The sequence below is a fragment of the Nocardia altamirensis NBRC 108246 genome, from assembly GCF_001612685.1.
GTDB lineage: Bacteria > Actinomycetota > Actinomycetes > Mycobacteriales > Mycobacteriaceae > Nocardia > Nocardia altamirensis.
The window spans coordinates 13,226-29,847 of sequence record NZ_BDAY01000114.1; the positions used below are offsets into that span (position 1 = coordinate 13,226).

Consider the following 16,622-nt stretch of genomic DNA (forward strand, 5'->3'; position numbering starts at 1 on the left):
GTCTGGATGGGTCGATATCTGGTTGCCGCGAGCCCGATTCCGGGACACGTGCTGCCCATGATCACCGTCGCCGGTGCCTTGCGGCAGCGTGGGCATCGAGTCCGGATGCTCAGCGGTGCGGCGTTTCGGGACACCGCCACCGACCAGAATCTGCTGTTGTCGGCGCTGCCCGCGGAGCCCGCGATCAGGCCGACCACATCGAGGCACGGCCCAAGAGTGGTACGACGGTGGCGAACCGGCCGCGCTGAACTCCGCTCGGCATTCCTCGCACCGCTGGCCGCGCAGTACGCGGCGCTGGTCACCGAGCTCGGCCGCGCGGATTACGATGCCGTGCTGGTCGATTCGATGTTCACCGGCGCGATTCCGCTATTGGTTTCGGGCGGCGCGCGCCCGCCGGTGCTGGTGTGCGGGGTCGGCCCGTTGACGCTGTGCAGCACCGACTGCCCACCGTTCGGTGTCGGCTGGCAACCGGTGGCGGGACGCGACTACTCGGCGATGAATACGTTTGTGCGGCAAGTGCTTTTCCGCGCCGACCAGGCTCGGCTCGACGCCGCCATCCGTCAACTCGGCGCCGGATCCGCGTCGGTCTTCCTGCTCGACTGGCCCGTGCTAGCCGATCGCCTGCTGCAGTTCAGCGTGCCCGGCTTCGAATACCCACGACGGGACCTACCACACTCGGTGGTGTTCACCGGGCCGATACCTGGTCCGGCTGTTGCTGAGACCGCACTGCCGCCATGGTGGGACGCGCTGATGACCGGCAAGCGAATCATCCATGTGACGCAAGGAACCTGGGACAACGGCGATCTCGGCCACTTGCTCCGGCCGACGCTGGCCGCGCTGGGTCGGCGATCCGATCTGGTGGTCGTGGCGAGCACCGGCGGCTCACGCGATCGGCTCGGGCCGCTGCCCGCGAATGCCTATGTCCGCAAATATGTTTCGTATCCACAGTTGTTGCCACACGTCGATGTGATGATCACCAACGGTGGTTACGGTGGCGTACAGCAGGCATTGAGCTATGGCGTCCCCCTCATCGTCGCGGGGGAGAACGCCGACAAGCCAGAAATCGCGGCACGAGTCGCGTACACCGGCTCGGGCATCGACCTGCGGCGCGCGCGCCCTAGTTCCGCAGTCATCGCCTCGGCGGTGGATCAGGTACTGGGGGACAAGCGGTTTCGCATCGCGGCACAGCGCATCGCCGCCGAAATCTCCCGATCATCGCCGTTCGACACCATCGCCGCAGTGCTCGAGGAGTTCGGCGCCACACCCGCTGTGCGACACCGGGACTGCCCGCCCGTGAGTGACATCGCTGCCGGTCGACAGAGGAACAGCCCATGAGCACACTGTCTTTCGATCGAGGCCGCCCGTTCTCGGTCAGCGCGCTGAGCCCGGCCGACGACACGGATATCGGCACAGACTTCCAGCGCTGGCGAGTGGTCGTCCGTCAGCGGGTGCTGAGCGAGTTGGATTCCTTCCTGTCCTCGGTCCGCGTCGAGGAACTGCAGGGCGCAGGCGTGGACGACGTGTTGCGCCAGTACGCAATCGGCGGCAAATGCTTGCGTTCGACCTTCATGTATCTGGGCTGGCTGTGCGGCGCCGAACCGGACCCGGCGGCCTTACGCGCGGCGGCCGCACTGGAACTGCTGCACGCGTTCGCGTTGCTGCAAGACGACGTGATGGACGACGGCGCGTTGCGGCGCGGCGGTGCTACGGCCCATCTGCGCCTGGCCGACCGCCATCGCGACCAGGGAATGCCCGGCTCGTCCGCCCGCTTCGGTGCCTCGGCCGCCACCTTGCTCGGCGATATGTGTCTGGTCTGGGCAGAGCAGATGCTGCGCGCCAGTGGTGTGGAATCGTCTGCGCTGCACCGAATATGGCCACGCTACGACGCCATGCGGATCGAGCTCGCGGTCGGCCAGTTCGCCGACCTCGCCAACGACGTGCGCGCGGTGCCGACCCTGGATGCGGTGCTTGCCATCGCGCGCGCCAAGTCGGGGAACTACACCGTGTTGCGCCCGCTGGAACTGGGTGCGGACCTGGCCGGGTGCTCGGATCGAACACTGCGGATGCTCGGCCGGTACGGAGCACGGATCGGGGAGGCGTTCCAGTTGCGCGATGATCTGCTCGGCATCTTCGGCTCGGCCGCGACCACCGGCAAGCCGGAGGACAGCGACTTGGGACAGCGCAAGGCGACCAGCGTTGTGGTGACCGCGCTGAGTCTCGCGGACGCTGCGGATCGGCACGAGCTGACCGCCCTGCTCGACCTACCTGAACTCGATGCCAACGCAATAGCACGGTGCCGTGACTTGATCGCGACGTCGGGTGCCCCGGAACGGATCGAATCCATGATCGCCGAGCGGGTGGAGGACGCACAGCGGGCAGTGGACACCGCCCGACTGGATCCCGCTCAGCGTTCGGCACTGCACGAGATGGCGCTGCTGTGCACCGCGCGGCAGCTGTGATGAGGAGAAGACGATGCGCACCGTGACCGGACGAAGTGATCACGTCGTAGTGGTAGGCGCCGGACTGGCCGGACTGTCCACCGCGATCCATCTGGCCGGGCGAGGTCGCGAGGTGACCGTGGTCGAGCGAGAAGCGGTGCCTGGTGGGCGAATGGGCAGACTGGACTTGGGCGGCTACCGTATCGACACCGGCCCGACCGTGCTCACGATGCCTGATCTGCTCGACGAGGTTTTCGACGCGGTGGGTGAGCGCACCAAGGATCGCTTGGACCTGCACCCGGTGGCACCTGCCTACCATGCGGTCTACGCGGACGGACGCACCCTCGACGTGCACAGCGACGAGGAAACAATGGTGCACGCGATCACCGAATTCGCCGGTCCTGAGCAGGCCGCCGGGTATCGGCGGCTGCGCGAATGGCTGGACAAGCTGTATCGAGCCGAGTTCGATCGGTTCATCGGGGCGAATTTCGATTCGCCGCTGTCGATGGTGACGCCCGCGCTGGCACGCTTGACGGCGCTCGGCGGCTTCCGCACTTGGAATAGCAAAGTGGCCGAGTACATTTCCGATCCCGACCTGCGCCGAGTCTTCACCTTCCAATCGCTGTATGCCGGCGTCGCACCTGACCAGGCTCTGGCTGCCTACGCGGTCATCGCCCACATGGACACGATGTCGGGAGTGTTCTTTCCGCGCGGCGGCATGCGCGCGGTACCTGACGCACTCGCCGCCGCGGCCGCCGACGCCGGGGTGCGTTTCCGGTACCAGAGCACGGTGGCTCAGGTCGAGTGCGCAGGCGGCCGAGTTACCGCTGTGCGAACTGACGAGGACGAGCGAATCGCCTGTGACGCCATCGTTTTGACCACCGAGTTGCATCGCACCTACGAGTTGCTCGGCCACCGCTCACGACGCCCGCTCGCAACCCGGCCCGCACCCTCCGCCGTCGTTCTACACATCGCGGGTGACCCCGGCCTGCACGAGATCCCGCACCATTCACTGCTGTTCGGTGCGGCGTGGCAGTCGGCTTTCCGCGAGATCATCGACGAGGGGCGGGTGATGTCGGATCCGTCGCTGCTGCTCACCCGCCCCACTGCGGGCGATCCCAGCCTGGCACCGGACGGGCGCGAATTGCTGTTCTTGCTGGCCCCAGCGCCGAATCTGCAACGCGGGCAGATTGATTGGCCGAGTTTTCAGCAGTCCTACGCCGAACAGGTCATGGATATCGCCAAGCGGCGCCTCGGTACCAGGGCCTGGCGCAACGCCGAGTTGTTGCGCGTCGTCACGCCGACCGACTGGGCAGGCAAGGATATGGTCGCGGGTAGCCCGTTCGCCCTCGCGCACACCTTCGCCCAGACCGGCCCCTTCCGGCCCGCCAACATGATTCGCGGCTTCGACAACGTCGTACTAGCTGGTGGTTCCACCGTTCCCGGAGTCGGTATTCCGCCGGTGCTCATTTCCGGACGCCTGGCCGCCGACCGCATCACCGGGCACTCCCACATCAGGCGCCGCGCCGCCACATCGACCCGCACCATCCTCTGAGGAGCAGCGGTATGACACGCACAGAACTCGAGGCCGCGGGCATCACCGATCCGCGGTTGCAAGCGTCGTATCAGGCCTGCCGACTACTCAACGCTCGCCACGGCAAGACGTTCTTTCTCGCCACCCGCCTCCTGGCCCCCGACCAGCGCCCCGCGGTGCATGCGCTGTACGGGTTCGCCCGCCGCGCGGACGACATCCTGGACGAGTTCGACCAAGCCCGCACCGTAGCCGACCGAGCAGCGGGATTGGAATTGCTGGCGCGGCGGTTCGCCGCGGCCGACGGTGCGGGGGACCCGGTGCTTGCGGCCGTCCTGCACACCGCGGATCGCTACGCCATCGCTGGCCATCTGTTCGACGCCTTCCTGGCCTCCATGCGGATGGACCTCTCCACCACCGACTATCCGGACCGCGCCGCGCTCGACCGCTACGTCTACGGCTCCGCCGAGGTGATCGGACTCCAGTTGCTGCCGATCCTCGGAACGACCGAGAGCGCCACGGCCGCCGCACCGTATGCCGCAGCGCTGGGAAAAGCGTTCCAGCTCACCAACTTTCTCCGCGATGTCGACGAGGACTTGGCCCGTGGCCGGGTGTATCTGCCCGCCGACGAACTGGCCGCCCACAACGTCGACCGGGAACTGTTGCTGTGGTGCAGCCGGCATCGACGGGTGGACCCGCGGGTACGCGAAGCACTCGCCGCTCAGCACGAAATCACCAGGGAAATATACGATTACGCCCGCGCCGGGATCGAGTCCCTGGTGCCGCGCTCGCGGCCGTGCGTCGCGGCCGCGCTGCGACTGTATTCCGAGATACTGGATCGCATCGAGGACAACGACTTCCAGGTGTTCGGGCGGCGGGCCAGAGTGAGCACCGCCCGCCGTGCCCGGGTCGGTGGGGCCGGATTGGTTCGCGCATGGTGGATTCGGCGTCGTCCGGAGGGACGGTTACGCGGTGCTCCTGAGCCGGCTCACACATCCGGTACCACTGCGTCGCCGGAATCCACCTAGGAGTCGACGTGCACCATTGGCACTATCTTTTCGTTCTGATCGCGTGTCTGGCTTTGACGGCGCCGCTGGAGTTCGTCGGCCCCGGCCTGTATCGCAGACCGCGGTTGTTGCTCAGCGCGCTGGCCCCCGTGGTGGTGTTCATAATCTGGGATCTGCTGGCCATCGCCGGTCAGGTGTGGAACTTCAACGAGCGGTACATCATCGGGCTACGGCTGCCCGGGGCGATACCCATCGAGGAGTTGTTGTTCTTCATGGTCGTTCCCCTGTGCGGGCTGCTCACTTTCGTCGCGGTTGACACCGTGCTCGGCCACGCACACCGCAGCCGAGCCCACCGCCGGAGTCGCGTGGAGGGACGAGGATGAACTTCGGTGGCATCGGATACACGCTGCCCGCGGTCGTGGCGGTGCTTGCCGTGTGCGTCGCCGAGTTCGCGGTACTGCGCACCGGGCTGCTGGGCAGGCCTGCTTACTGGATATCGATGGCGATCGTGCTCGGCTTCCAGATACCCGTTGACGGCTGGCTGACCAAACTCGACGCACCCATCGTCCGATACAACCCGGATCACATTCTCGGCCTGCGGTTTCCGTGGGACATTCCCGTTGAGGACTTCTTGTTCGGGTACGCGCTCGTGACCGGGGTACTGCTGTGCTGGGAACGTGCTCGACAGCGACAGGAAGAGGTGCGGCAATGACGCGCGACCCCGTGCTTGCCGAACTGGGGCGAGACCCGCGCAGGGAGCGACACCCGGCCCGAGTTGGTCGCGCGGACGTCGGCAGAGACGGGCAGCGACCGACGGCGGTCGTGGTCGGTGCCGGCATCGCGGGTCTGGCGGCGGCGACCGGACTCGCCGAACGCGGATTCCGGGTCGAGGTGATCGAGCGAGAAAACTACCTGGGTGGACGAGTCGGCGGCTGGAACGAGCGACTCGACGACGGCACCGTGGTGGGGATGAACCGCGGCTTCCACGCCTTCTTCGCCCAGTACTACAATCTTCGAAAGCTGTTGTGCCGTAGCGATCCCGGGTTGACGCGACTGTCCAGGCTCGGCGACTACCCACTGATCGACGACAAAGGTCACCGCGACAGCTTTCGTAACCTGCCACGCACACCGCCCTGGAACGCATTCGCCTTCGCATTGCGCAGCCCGACATTTCGGTTCCGCGACCTGGTGCGCATGGACGCCCGAGCCGCCGCGCCACTGGCGGCGGTCTCCGTGCCGGAGATCTACCAGCAGCTCGACCACCTCGACGCGGAAACATTCTTGCACCGCATCAATTTTCCGGATGCCGCCCGGCACCTGGCCTTCGAGGTGTTCTCGCGCAGCTTCTTCGTTGCCCCCCATCGCATGTCGGCCGCCGAGCTGGCCGCGATGTTCCACATCTACTTCCTCGGCTCCAGCGAGGGGCTGGTTTTCGATGTGGCGCAAGACAATTTCGATATCAGCCTCTGGACTCCGTTGGCGGAGTACCTCACCGCGCCGACCACATCAGAACGGCCGGGTCGAGTGGAATTCCACACCGGGGTGCGGATCGCCGCTATAGAACCCGGCGCACTCGGATTTCGGGTGATCGACGATACGGGCGCCACGGTCGAAGCGGACGCAGTGGTACTGGCCACCGATGTGGCCGGCCTGCGAGCGATCGTCGCCGATTCGCCGGCGCTGGGAGATGATGAATGGCGCACGCGGGTCGCCGAGTTGGGTTCGGCCCCAACGTTCGCGGTGCACCGGCTCTGGCTGGACCGTCCGCTGCGCGCCGACCGCCCGAGCTTCCTCGGAACCGGCAACCTGGATCCACTCGACAACATCAGCATCCTCGACCGATACGAGCGCACGGCCGCCGAATGGGCGGGCAGACACGGTGGCAGTGTCGTCGAGTTACACGCCTATGCGGCCGCGGATCAGACCCCCGTCCCGGCAGCCGGGGCGTGGGTGCGCAGCAGGCTGCTTGCCCGGCTGCACGACCTCTATCCCGAATCGGATCAAGCCCGAATCGTGGCGGAAAAGATGCTGTGGCGGGCTGATTGCCCGCGTTTCGCGCCCGGCGACTTTGCCAGGAGGCCCGGAATTCGGACTCCGCATCCGCGATTGATGCTCGCCGGTGACGGCATCCGGGTCGATCTGCCGGTCGCGTTGATGGAGCGCGCGGCGACCACGGGCTGGCTCGCGGCCGACCTGCTGGCCGGCCAGTGGGGCGGCGCGGGGCACGACCTGCAAACAGTGCCCAGCCGCGGCCGGTCGAGCCTGCTGCGCACCCTCGCGACACGCGAAAGGCGATCCGCATGAACGAATCCCCGCTCGCACGGTTGTCGAAAGTATCACCGTTGCAGCGATTCTCGCCCGAGAAATGGTCGCGTCAAGCACCCACCTACGCGGATGCGGATCCGGGCCTGATCGCCGCAGCGCTGCGCTGGTCCCAGCAGCTGCCCGGCGGCAACTGGTACACCTTCGCAGGCAGCCGCCAGGTCCGGGACGATCGCCCATTCGGTACCACGATCGGCGGAGTGGAGATCGTCGCGTGGCGCGACCGCGCAGGCGCATTGCATGTCGGTCCTGGCGCCTGCCCGCACCTGGGCGCACCGCTGGATGCTGCGGCGGTGGATGACACGGCGCTGATCTGTCGCTGGCACGGCCTACGGCTCGGCAGCGGCGACACCGCTCGTTGGCGCCCGTTCCCCGGCTACGACGACGGCGTGCTCGCCTGGGTGCGCCTGGATTCAATCAGTGGCCAAACACCCACCGACACACCGATTCTCGGCGCTCGCCCCACCGACACCACCGTGCACGCGGTGACGCGGCTGGTCGGGGTGTGCGAACCACGCGACATCATCGCCAATCGCCTCGATCCCTGGCACGGATCATGGTTCCACCCTTACTCTTTCGCACGGCTGGAGGTGACCCGGACGCCACCGCGCACCCGTATCACGGAGGACAACCATCGCTTCCTGCTCAATGTCACGTTCCGGGTCACCCGCACGCTCGGTGTCCCGGTCGAAGCGGAGTTCACCTGCCCGGACCCTCGCACCATCGTGATGCGCATCGTGGCAGGCGAAGGCACAGGCAGCGTCGTCGAAACACACGCAAGCCCAATGGGACCCGGGCCCGACGGCCGGGCCCGCACCGCGGTGATCGAAACGGTGATCGCGAGTTCGGAACGGCCCGGATTCCGCTACGCCCGCCATGCGGTCGGAATACTGCGGCCGTTGATGAACCACGCCGCGAACCGGCTTTGGCGCGACGACATGGCCTACGCCGAGCGTCGGTATCAGCTGCGAACTCGGCGTCGTTAAGGGGAATTCGATGACGCGGCCGGGCAGGAACCGGTGGTATTCGCTGTTCGGAACACCACCGGCTTTTCCCGGCCTGGGGTCAGCCCAGCGACAGACAGCCTTGGAAGGTCTGGAAGTCACCTGCGAATCCGATGCCACCTGCGCAGGTGGGACCGGTGACTCCGGTGACCGTCACCGTTGCCCCCGGACCAGCGATGCCGAGCGCCAGCCCGGGCCGAACGCCCGTCGCTGTCACAGTCGCCCCGGGGCCGACGGCGATGGCCGCCGGGCCGGACAACGGTGCGGAGTTGGCGGTGGCGGTGCCACCGTTCTGCGCGATCGCCAGCGACAGGCTGGTCGGTCCCGCGTTGGCGGCAGCGTTGCCACCGAGGCCATAGGAGGCGGCCGCCGCACCGCCCACACTGGCAGCCGAGCATTGCGCGTCTTCTGCGGTTGCCGAGGTGACCGTGGCGCCCGGTGCCGGACACCCGGTGTTGGCGGCGGCTGCATCCGGGGCGAACAGGCACAGTGCGAAAACTGCTGGGCCAGCTGCGAGGAATGCGGTCGCGGTGCGACGGGGGAAAAGGATGTTCATGACGTTCTCCTGCGCGTGACCGCCGGGAAACCAGGGCTGATACGGGCATATGGCCCGGCGGGCACGTCGAACTCGAATCGTGCGAATTGTATTGCCGCGCTAGCGCATCCCAGCGTGACGTGCTCTTACGGTAGCGAAGAAACGATGCAAAGGCGATGCATTGCGGCGGTTTTATTGGAGTGGGAGATGAGTTTGTCCGAATAGGTCATCCGATTTCCGGCGGCGTAAACCGTTATCGCGGCAGTGCATCCGATGAGCACCATGCCGAAATGTCGCGCGTCGCGAATTGCTCCGTGAACCACCACTTTTCGGTATCAGGGCAGCGGGCCACTACGGCGATGTCGAAACCGTAGTGGGTTATATTCGCCGGGGCGCACTCGCGTCGGGTATCGCTGGATATCGCCTTGAAGAAGGGGTCCCTCAGGCGTCGCTCGGGCGGGCTTCAACAGCAGGGCGAGCGTCGCATGGCTCCGGGCAGCGGTGGGGATCTTCGGGGCATCCGGAATGGTGCGTGCTACCTGGGGGTGGCTCCGTCCCGCCGATCGCGGTAGGCCGAGTAGGTGCGCTCGGCCCCGTCAACGACCTCACGCGCGGCTGGCGGTGTCCTAATGGCAACCAGAGTTGGGGTCGTCACAATTCGAGATCATCTCATTGCCGCTGGGTAAGTCGGTAGCGATGCTGGTGTGACGGTACATGCGAGCTGTACCGCTGTTGTTGAGTGTTGGTGCGAGTCGTCTCGTGCCCGGCGGCCGAGAAGGCCGCGTTGTCGTCGCTGGTTTCGCTATTCCGTCCAGGATTGGATTGAAGATCATGCCCAGCACAATGGAAATCTCCTCGGAAGGCCCGCGAAGAGGTGACGGTGGGCAGATCATGAACTGTTCCGCGTCGGCAGGCACGTTGATGCGACCGCGCGCCGCATGCGCGCGGGGCGGGTAGGACGGCTATGGGACGCCTCCGTATCGGACGCACTCCCAAAGACGCAGATCGGGCCGACACCGGTGGGGCCGAGATCGGCGATCGCGGTCGCTCACGAATGAGTGCGCCGAAGCACCGGCCTCGCAAGTCGGTCACCAGTGCTGCCAACAGTTCTCGGAATCCTGTTCGGCAGCGCCGACCACGGGTTACGACGGCCGAGCAGCGGCGTGATATCGCATTGTTGCTGCGCGGGAGCATCTATGCAGGAGTTTCGCCCTCACCGACAGCGACCGGGGAGGAGTATTCGGCCCGTCAGGTCATCGACTTCTGTCTTGACCTGGGGGAGGTGATGTTGTCGTCGGGAGCTGATGCGCGCAGCGTCGAGGTAGCAATCGTCGCGGTGTCGGCGACTTGGAATCTGGCGGCGGTGGAACTCGACTTTCCAGGCTCGTCGATTCATATGGTGTACGCCGTGCCCGATGAGCCGACCGTCGCCGGATTGCGGGCTGTGCGTAACACGGGCGCCGACCTGCATCGGCTCAACAACGTGTACGGCGTCGTCGACGACATTGTCGGCCATGAGACCGACATGACCCAGGCCAGTCAGCGGCTCGTGGAGGAAATGCGGTCGGATCCGCGATGGCCCTATCGAGTTGTGGCGGGCGCCATGGGAGTTCTCGGCGTTGTCGTCGCACTGCAGGCGGGCGGGAGCTTCTGGTCGGCTGTCGGCGCGTTCGTGCTGATGTTCGTACTGATGTATCTCGGTAGGGTGCTCGGGAGGCGTTATCTTCCAACATTTTTCGTCGCTCTCACGCAAATGGCGCTGGCGACGACGGTCGGCAGCCTGGCGATCGCATACACCCGGATCTCGACGGGCGAGGCGGCCAGCATGGTCGCCGCGTGTGTGGTGCTACTTCTGCCGCACACGTCGATCGTCGCGGCGGCGCAGGATGCGATATCCGGATTTCGGAGCCTGGCCTTGGTGCGCGGCCTCGGTATCGGCCTGGTGGTGCTCGGCATGGTCGCCGGCATTCAGACGGGCCTGACCGCGACCCGGTGGGTGAATCTCGAAGTCGATCCGTCGGCGATCCATTTGACCGGCCTGTCGCCGCTCTGGGCGCTGTTCGCCTCGGCCGTCGCTGCTGCGGCAAATGCCTTCGCTCAGGGAGCCACCGCGCGGGTGGTCCCGATTTCTATGGCGGCAGCGATATTCACCCAGCTGATGGTGCAGCTGTGTGCGCGCGCACATATCGGTCTGCAATTGTCGTTGATGCTCGGCGCGGCGCTGCTCGGCGCCCTCGGTACCTGGACGGCCGCCCGCCTGCGCATCTCGTCGGCATCGGTAATCGTGCCTGCATTCTGCGGTGCCCTACTGCCGTCGCTGACGGTCGCTCATTCATTACTACAGTTCATCGCGCATTCGCCAGGGTCGGGAGTGTCATTCGCCTTTTCTGTGCTCACCACGTTAGCAATCGGCGCCGGCCTCGTATTGGGCAATATCATCGCTAATGGTGGCGCGCGTCGTATGGTCAGCATGCGAACTCGAATCCGCTCGGCCAGCCTCGACACCGAGCCGCAACCGACTGTCGCGGAGGCCAATAGGCAACTGGATTCGTAACCGCAGCGCAAACCTGCGCCAGTCTGTCGATGCTCGCTGTCGTGGTTGGGTCAAGACCGCTGTCGTCATAGCCGGGATCTCGGCCTGGCCACGACTCTTCTGGCGAACCGCCAACGGCCTGAGCGCGGTTCGAGGAAGGACCGCTTTCCAGTTTGGTGCGATCGCCATCACCGCGATCGCCGCATCGAGCTACCGAGACGATCCACGCATGTTGCCTCCCAGCCCGGGTGATCCCGTCACGCGTGGTGCCATCGTCGTGAAGGATCCGTGTCGTTTATCGTTCGGGTTCTTCGGCTCAACGAATCACATCGATTCCGGACACTACCCATCAAAAGGGTGAGATTGCTGTGGGATCCGATTCCTACTGGATCCCGGGCGGGGGATTGGCGCACGTGTCCAAGTCCGCCGAAGGGTGCTTCCTCGTGGCACGGGTCCTTCCTGGTCATGGTTGCCGCTATCTCTCAGTGTCTTTCCGGCGTGTCGATCTACGACACGCCAGCCATCGGTGTCTCATCGGACGGTCGGCGTCCTCTGTCCAGTTGGGTGGCTTCCTATGAATAGTGATGCAGCGCAGGAGATCTGGACCTACTGTCGGATGTTCGGTGGATAGACGGGAGATCGCCCAACTGCGACACTTACCAGGCGAACACGCTCGGGGTACATGACTACCAGCTCGATCAGCGGCCATCCGGTAACAGTGGAACCTTCAGAATGAGGTCATATGCAGTACGAGTCCGCTCCGTTTCTGCGGCGGCTCGCCGCCAGGATTCTCGACCTCGCGTTATGCCTACTGCTCACGTTCGTTGTGGCAATACCCGTTGGGATTCTGCTGGTACCAGTTGTTTTGATGACTGGCGACGCTCACAAGGACCTGATCTACGGAATCGCAGGGTGGCTTTGCTATTTCATCGCCTACGTCGGACTGGAGGTCTTCCTGCTGATCCGCCGCGATGGCCAGACTCTCGGCAAAGGGCTCCTGGGCCTGCGGGTAGTACCTGCCGACGAGTGGGCTCGGCCCCACTTGGAGTTGCGGCTCGCGGCCATCCGCATGCTGATTATCTTCCTGCCGTTCGTCTTCACCTCCCTGTCCGGAGCTAATCCGGAGTCAGCCATACTCAACGGGGTCGCTGTTGTCGGCATGCTCTCGGTGGTCGGAAGCTTCTTGCTGGCAGCTATTCCGGCTGGAAAGCGCCAAACCTTGCACGATCTCGCTACCGGTAGCCGGGTGGTGCGCGCGGCCAAGCGGAAGATTGATTGGAAGAACGACATCCCGATGGTATTGCCGGGTCGCGTGGATATGAGCAAACGGCTGTAAGCCCACAAGAGCTGAAGCGTTGCGCTCCGCGGCGAGTTGTTCGGGCGTCCATCAGCGGCGTCTCATGCGCCGCGCGTACCGGGTGTGAGCGCCGTCAGTCAACCCCGACGCGTCTCCCGGAAGCTGGCGGTGCCATGGGAGGAAGAAGGAAGTCGGTGCAGAATTTTCCGCGACTTACTGCGGTGTTCGGGATGTCAGTGGGAGAACTGACTGCTGCCGCGATCGACCGAGCGATCCAAGAGAAGACCTCGGAGTCCGGCGACCTGGATTGGAAGGAAGCGCTATATCCGGATAGCAGGGATGGGAAGGCCGAACTCGGGAAGGACGTTGCCGCCTTGGCGAACGCACGAGGCGGCATCATTGTCCTCGGAGTCGGAGAGAAAGACGGCCGGGCGGAGCGAGCGACCCCTGTTGACCTAAGCGACAGTGAGGTGCGTCGGATGCAGTCGATATGCCAGCACTATCTTCGCCCGTTCTTGCCGGGCGTGACGGTCCGGAGCCTCGAAATGAGCGGCGGTAGAGGCTATTACGTGATCGAGGTGCCTCGAAGTGAGTTCGCGCCGCATGCGGTCATGCAACCCGATCGGGGCCACTTGTTCTGCTATCCGGTCCGGGTCGAAACCCTGACCCGCTACCTCGCTGAACATGAGATCGCCAGCTACTACCGCCGCCGATTCGCTGCCGCGACAGACCTGGAGGATACGCTGGCTCGGATTCATGCCGAAGGGCGTGGACGTCTTGGTCGGGTTCCGCCGGCATGGGTGGCGGTCTCACTGGTTCCGGCCGTGGCAGGAGATCTCGGCAGTGGTCGACGAGCTCTGGATGCCATCAGGGGCAGTATCGAGCGTTGGACTGATGCGACCCCAGACTGGTTGAGCCTGGGGAGCCCGAAGTCGTGCGTGCCTGGAGTGCGGCGGGCGATTCTGACCGGAACGCCGGACTATCGAGGCACGTCGAGGTCGCCGCACGCCGAATTACACTTCAGTGGTGCGGGATTCGCGGCCAGCTTCGCTTCTCCGGTTGCCGACATTTTCATAGGCCGTGCAGTACTGCTCCACAACCGGTTCGACAGCAGTTATGCCGCGATCGAGCAGGACTCGGTTGAGTTCAGGCTGTTCGGGCTACTGTCGCTGCTGGCGCATCATGCTGTCCACGCTGGCGCTGCGGGGAGTTGCGAAGTGCTGGCGCAACTTCTATTGCCCACCAGTACGAAATCCCAACACATCGAGACGATGCTGTTCGAACCAGCGAGCGACATGGACGGATCCGAGATCGATATTTACGATCTCGTCAATGGCTCTGTGCCCCTTCGCGGAGAAACCGGGATCGCGAGAACAACAGGCTCTCTCGAGGAGATGGCCGCGGACGGGTGTCAATGGCCATATGGAAGTCGCCGCTGGTGGCCGGGTGAGGTATCCACTGGTGGCCAGGAAAGTCCCCACCCCTTGCGGGGTGGGGGGTGTTAGGTCAGGGCTGTTCACCTCGCTTGGTTCGGTTTCTCATGCGGTAGGAGTCGCCGTCGGTGATGGTGACGGTGGCGTGGTGGAGGAGTCGGTCGAGGATGCTGGCGGCGGTGGTGTGTTCGGGCAGGAACCGGCCCCATTGCTCGAATGGCCAGTGGGAAGCGATGGCGAGAGAGCGGCGTTCGTAGGCGGCTGCGACGAGGCGGAACAATAGTTGGGTGCCGGTGTCATCCAGTGGTGCGAAGCCGATTTCGTCCAATATCAGTAGGTCCGCGCGGAGCAGGGTGTCGATGATTTTGCCGACGGTGTTGTCTGCCAATCCTCGGTAGAGGGTGTCGATGAGGTCGGCGGCGGTGAAGTAGCGGACTTTGTGTCCGGCGGTGATGGCGGCGTGGCCGAGGCCGATCAGGGTGTGACTCTTCCCGGTTCCCGGTGGGCCGATCAAGGCCAGATTCTGTTGCGCGCGAATCCATTCCAGGCTCGACAGGTAGTCGAAGGTTGCTGCCGGAATCGATGAGGCCGTGACGTCGAAGCTGTCGAGGGTTTTGGTGACGGGGAACGCGGCGGCCTTGAGTCGGTTGGCCGTGTTGGAGGCGTCGCGGGCGGCTAGTTCGGTGTCGAGCAGGGTGCGCAGCACCTCTTCGGGTGTCCAGCGTTGAGTCTTGGCGACGGCCAGGACTTCTGGCGCGGTGCGGCGGATCGCGGCCAGTTTCAACCGGCGCAGACCGGCGTCGAGATCGGCGGCCAGTTCCGGGATGGGTTTGGGTGCAGATGTTTTCGTTCCAGTGGTGGTCATGCGCGGCTCCCATCACGGCTGATCTTGTAGGCGTCTAGCGAGCGGGTTGGAGCGGCGGGCAGATCCAGCACCAGCGCGTCCCCTGCCGGGCGGGGCTGCGGGGTGCCGGTGCCGGCGGCCAGGATGGAGCGGACGTCGGCGGCGCGGAACCGTTTGAACGCCACCGCCCGCCGCAAAGCGGCGACCAGCATGTCGTTGCCGTGGGCGGCGCCGAGGGCGAGCAGGATCTCCAACTCGCCCGCCAGGCGGCTGTTGCCATGGGCCGCCGCACCGACGAGGAACGCTTCGGCGTCGGCACCGAGCGCGCAGAACTGTTGCTCGACAGTGGTTTTCGGGCGCGGACCTCGATTCGGGGCGGGACGGGGTCCGTCGTAGTGGGCATCGAGGATCGATGCCTCACCGGGCGCGACGAGTTCGTGTTCAGCCACGATCACCCCGGTCGCGGGTTCGAGCACCAGCAACGCCCCGTGATCGATGACGATCTGCACCGATTCGCCGATCAAGCGGGTCGGCACCGAATAGCGGGCCGACCCGTAACGAACGCAGGAGAGCCGGTCGACCTTTCGGGTCATCGCCGCCGCGCCGATCTCCATCCGAAGAGAAGGCAACGACGCCAGCAACTCTCGCTCGGTGTCGAGGCGTTGGTCGGGGATCGCGCAGATCTCCGAATGCATCAGCGAATTCACCTCCGCGCACCAGGTTTTCGCCGCAGCGTTGGCTTCGCGCAGTCCGACCTGCTGGCCGGTCATGGCGGCTTCGGTCAGCAGCGGGATCGCCAGGTCGCGTTGGGCATAGCCGCAGAGGTTCTCCACGATGCCTTTCGATTGCGGATCAGCGGCGCGGCAGAAATCGGGGGCGAATCCGTAATGTGTTGCGAAGCGGATGTATTGCGGTGTCGGGACTACGACATCGGCGACCACCCCGGCCTTCAGACACCCCATCCGGTCGGCCAGCACCTTGGCCGGGACCCCGCCGATCGCGGCGAGGGCGTCGGCGATCATCGCCAATGTCGTGGACTGTTTCTGGTCGGCGGCGAACGCGGCGAAACGCCACCGCGAGAACGCCAGCACCGCGCAGAACACGAACAACCCCGGTGCCGCCTCGGCCCAGTCGATCACCAGATACTCACCCGGCGACCACACCGCCGGACGCCGACCCCGATGATTATCCTTGCGCCACAACGCTTTCTGCTCGGCCACCAAACGGCGGAAATTCCGCGGCGACCCCTCGTAACCGGCAGCACGCGCGATCGGCAACAGCCGCTTGGCCGAGATCCGGCCCTGCGACTTGGCGACCCGCTCACCGACCAACTCGGCGAACTGATCGACATTCCGCGGCCGCGCCGCCAATACCGCACCGCTGACTGCGGCGCGCTCGACGACTCGTTTCACCGTCTTGTGGGTAGTGCCGCACAACTCGGCCGCACCTCGATACGTTCCGACCTCTCGATAGGCGGAAATGATGTCCATTCGCTCCCTCGCAGACTTCAATAGAACTCCCTGGGCAGTGACGGATGACAGTTGGCGCTATCACCGTCACCGCCCAGGCCACGAGTTCCGGGCTGACACGACGAGCAAGGGAAATGGGGACTTCTACCTGGCCGCCAGCGGGGACCTACAGTCGGCCACCAGCGGGGACTTTGTCACGGCCACGGACA

14 protein-coding genes are annotated in these 16,622 nt (G+C 65.3%); 11 read left to right on the forward strand and 3 right to left on the reverse strand.

The genetic code is table 11. The features are described from left to right. Positions 1-6: 6 nt before the first annotated feature. Genes NA11_RS40610 through NA11_RS40645 form a run of 8 tightly spaced genes read left to right on the forward strand, consistent with a single transcriptional unit; the run spans position 7 to position 8,284 of the window. A complete protein-coding gene (locus NA11_RS40610; protein WP_069167448.1) occupies positions 7-1,335 on the forward strand; it encodes a glycosyltransferase in 1,329 nt (442 codons plus the stop codon). Then, on the forward strand, positions 1,332-2,459 hold the full coding sequence (locus NA11_RS40615; RefSeq protein ID WP_084655512.1) for a polyprenyl synthetase family protein: 1,128 nt from the start codon (positions 1,332-1,334) through the stop codon (positions 2,457-2,459). Before NA11_RS40610 ends, NA11_RS40615 begins: the two co-directional genes overlap by 4 nt. Before the next feature lie 13 nt (positions 2,460-2,472). Continuing rightward, positions 2,473-3,993 (forward strand): phytoene desaturase family protein, encoded by a 1,521-nt coding sequence (crtI, locus tag NA11_RS40620; RefSeq protein ID WP_069167435.1) that lies wholly within the window; start codon positions 2,473-2,475, stop codon positions 3,991-3,993. 11 nt (positions 3,994-4,004) lie between these two features. Further along, positions 4,005-4,997 carry a phytoene/squalene synthase family protein gene (locus NA11_RS40625; RefSeq protein ID WP_069167436.1) on the forward strand — a complete coding sequence of 331 codons (993 nt, stop codon included), beginning with the start codon at positions 4,005-4,007 and terminating at the stop codon, positions 4,995-4,997. Between the two features lie 8 nt (positions 4,998-5,005). Further along, on the forward strand, positions 5,006-5,359 hold the full coding sequence (locus NA11_RS40630; protein WP_069167437.1) for a lycopene cyclase domain-containing protein: 354 nt from the start codon (positions 5,006-5,008) through the stop codon (positions 5,357-5,359). Beyond that, positions 5,356-5,688 (forward strand): lycopene cyclase domain-containing protein, encoded by a 333-nt coding sequence (locus NA11_RS40635; RefSeq protein ID WP_069167438.1) that lies wholly within the window; start codon positions 5,356-5,358, stop codon positions 5,686-5,688. Before NA11_RS40630 ends, NA11_RS40635 begins: the two co-directional genes overlap by 4 nt. Continuing rightward, complete coding sequence (locus tag NA11_RS40640) at positions 5,685-7,280, forward strand: FAD-dependent oxidoreductase (RefSeq protein WP_069167439.1); 1,596 nt, start codon at positions 5,685-5,687, stop codon at positions 7,278-7,280. The genes NA11_RS40635 and NA11_RS40640 overlap by 4 nt, the downstream gene beginning before the upstream one ends. Continuing rightward, entirely contained in the window at positions 7,277-8,284 is a 1,008-nt protein-coding gene (locus NA11_RS40645) for a Rieske (2Fe-2S) protein (RefSeq protein ID WP_069167440.1), read from the forward strand. The genes NA11_RS40640 and NA11_RS40645 overlap by 4 nt, the downstream gene beginning before the upstream one ends. Positions 8,285-8,363: 79 nt before the next feature. Here NA11_RS40645 and NA11_RS40650 read toward each other — a convergent pair whose 3' ends face one another. Then, on the reverse strand, positions 8,364-8,858 hold the full coding sequence (locus tag NA11_RS40650) for a DUF6764 family protein (protein WP_069167441.1): 495 nt from the start codon (positions 8,856-8,858) through the stop codon (positions 8,364-8,366). Positions 8,859-9,891: 1,033 nt separating this feature from the next. On the opposite strand from NA11_RS40650, the gene NA11_RS40655 reads away from it, so the two are divergent. From NA11_RS40655 to NA11_RS40665, 3 genes are all read left to right on the forward strand, one after another. After that, positions 9,892-11,391: a threonine/serine exporter family protein gene (locus NA11_RS40655; protein ID WP_167837848.1), complete on the forward strand. Its 1,500-nt coding sequence runs from the start codon at positions 9,892-9,894 to the stop codon at positions 11,389-11,391. Positions 11,392-12,112: 721 nt separating this feature from the next. Further along, positions 12,113-12,706 (forward strand): RDD family protein, encoded by a 594-nt coding sequence (locus NA11_RS40660; protein WP_069167443.1) that lies wholly within the window; start codon positions 12,113-12,115, stop codon positions 12,704-12,706. A 155-nt stretch (positions 12,707-12,861) separates the two neighbouring features. After that, complete coding sequence (locus tag NA11_RS40665) at positions 12,862-14,172, forward strand: AlbA family DNA-binding domain-containing protein (RefSeq protein WP_167837849.1); 1,311 nt, start codon at positions 12,862-12,864, stop codon at positions 14,170-14,172. A gap of 1 nt (position 14,173) precedes the next feature. On the opposite strand, the gene istB is transcribed toward NA11_RS40665, so the two are convergent. Together istB and istA are read right to left on the reverse strand one after the other, a co-directional pair. After that, positions 14,174-14,965 (reverse strand): IS21-like element helper ATPase IstB, encoded by a 792-nt coding sequence (gene istB / locus NA11_RS40670; protein WP_069167445.1) that lies wholly within the window; start codon positions 14,963-14,965, stop codon positions 14,174-14,176. Further along, positions 14,962-16,455: an IS21 family transposase gene (gene istA, locus NA11_RS40675; RefSeq protein WP_084655515.1), complete on the reverse strand. Its 1,494-nt coding sequence runs from the start codon at positions 16,453-16,455 to the stop codon at positions 14,962-14,964. The genes istB and istA overlap by 4 nt, the downstream gene beginning before the upstream one ends. Positions 16,456-16,622 lie beyond the last annotated feature (167 nt).

What these genes read in the sequence shown, in the direction of transcription:
- crtI (WP_069167435.1), top strand. Translation starts at nt 2,473, where the DNA reads ATGCGCACCGTGACCGGACGAAGTGATCACGTCGTAGTGGTAGGCGCC.
- NA11_RS40625 (WP_069167436.1), top strand. Translation starts at nt 4,005, where the DNA reads ATGACACGCACAGAACTCGAGGCCGCGGGCATCACCGATCCGCGGTTG.
- NA11_RS40640 (WP_069167439.1), top strand. Translation starts at nt 5,685, where the DNA reads ATGACGCGCGACCCCGTGCTTGCCGAACTGGGGCGAGACCCGCGCAGG.
- NA11_RS40660 (WP_069167443.1), top strand. Translation starts at nt 12,113, where the DNA reads ATGCAGTACGAGTCCGCTCCGTTTCTGCGGCGGCTCGCCGCCAGGATT.
- NA11_RS40635 (WP_069167438.1), top strand. Translation starts at nt 5,356, where the DNA reads ATGAACTTCGGTGGCATCGGATACACGCTGCCCGCGGTCGTGGCGGTG.
- NA11_RS40645 (WP_069167440.1), top strand. Translation starts at nt 7,277, where the DNA reads ATGAACGAATCCCCGCTCGCACGGTTGTCGAAAGTATCACCGTTGCAG.
- istB (WP_069167445.1), bottom strand. Translation starts at nt 14,965, where the DNA reads ATGACCACCACTGGAACGAAAACATCTGCACCCAAACCCATCCCGGAA.
- NA11_RS40655 (WP_167837848.1), top strand. Translation starts at nt 9,892, where the DNA reads ATGAGTGCGCCGAAGCACCGGCCTCGCAAGTCGGTCACCAGTGCTGCC.
- NA11_RS40650 (WP_069167441.1), bottom strand. Translation starts at nt 8,858, where the DNA reads ATGAACATCCTTTTCCCCCGTCGCACCGCGACCGCATTCCTCGCAGCT.
- NA11_RS40615 (WP_084655512.1), top strand. Translation starts at nt 1,332, where the DNA reads ATGAGCACACTGTCTTTCGATCGAGGCCGCCCGTTCTCGGTCAGCGCG.
- NA11_RS40610 (WP_069167448.1), top strand. Translation starts at nt 7, where the DNA reads ATGGGTCGATATCTGGTTGCCGCGAGCCCGATTCCGGGACACGTGCTG.